This window comes from Photobacterium sp. GB-50 (assembly GCF_003026755.1).
Taxonomy (GTDB): domain Bacteria; phylum Pseudomonadota; class Gammaproteobacteria; order Enterobacterales; family Vibrionaceae; genus Photobacterium.
In genome coordinates, this window is sequence record NZ_PYNX01000048.1 from 1 (window position 1) to 1170 (window position 1170).

The 1170-nt window shown below is 39.3% G+C and carries 1 protein-coding gene; it reads left to right on the forward strand.

From position 1 onward, the window contains the following. Nucleotides 1-8: 8 nt before the first annotated feature. A protein-coding gene (locus tag C9J41_RS21565; protein WP_233220429.1) for an IS3 family transposase occupies nucleotides 9-1170 on the forward strand; the annotation gives its coding sequence in 2 pieces (ribosomal slippage) (nucleotides 9-276 and nucleotides 276-1170; 1163 coding nt annotated over the 2 pieces). This gene is flagged as partial in the annotation.

Sequence of the window (1170 nt, forward strand, 5' to 3'; positions counted from 1 at the left end):
GTGACATCATGACAAAACGAACAAGACGATTATTTAGTGCTGAATTTAAATTAGAGGCAGCACAATTAGTTATCGATCAAAACTATTCAGTAACTGAAGCTGCTCAGGCCATGAATGTGGGTAAATCTACGATGGATAAGTGGGTTCGTCAGTTAAAAGAAGAGCGCCAAGGTAAATCACCGAAAGCTTCACCGATGACGCCTGAACAGATTGAAATACGAGAGTTAAAGAAGAAATTAGCCACTCTTGAAGAGCATAATGAAATCTTAAAAAAAGCCACCGCTCTCTTGATGTCAGACTCATTGAACAATTCTCGTTAATCGAGAAACTCAGGAAGAGCCACAGCATAACAACGTTATGCAAAGTATTTGATGTTCATCGCAGTAGCTATAAATATTGGCAAAGACGCCCAAAATCTATTTCTATTGAATTGATTAAACTGCGTAGTTTAATCAAAGAGGTACATGCTGCAAGCAATGGTTCTGCTGGAGCAAGAACCATTGCAGATATGGTTACGACTCAAGGTATTCCCTTGAGTCGGTATCGTGCATCCAAACAAATGAAAGCCCTTAATCTTGTTAGTTGCCAATCACCGAAACATAGATACCGAAAAGCAAATCAAGAGCATATTGCAATTCCAAATCATCTGAATCGTCAATTTGCAGTTACATCACCTAATCAAGTTTGGGTTGGTGATGTGACTTATGTGTGGACTGGACATCGCTGGATGTATCTTGCTGTGGTTATCGATTTATTTTCGAGAAAGCCTGTTGGTTGGGCGATGTCTCTATCGCCTGACAGTCACTTAACAGGTAAGGCTCTTATGATGGCTTATGAATCACGACATAAACCTAAAGGGGTTATGTTTCACAGTGATCAAGGTAGTCATTATACCAGCAGTTACTACAGACAATTACTATGGCGATGCCAGATTAAACAAAGCTTATCACGACGAGGAAATTGTTGGGATAACGCCCCCATGGAACGCTTCTTTAGAAGTTTAAAAACAGAATGGGTACCAAATGTAGGTTATCGTAGTTTTGCTGAAGCAAAACACGAAATCACTCGATATATTATTGGTTATTACAGCCAATTACGACCACATCAATATAATGGCGGATTAACACCGAATGAATCAGAACGATTATATTGGTTAACCTCTAAAACCGT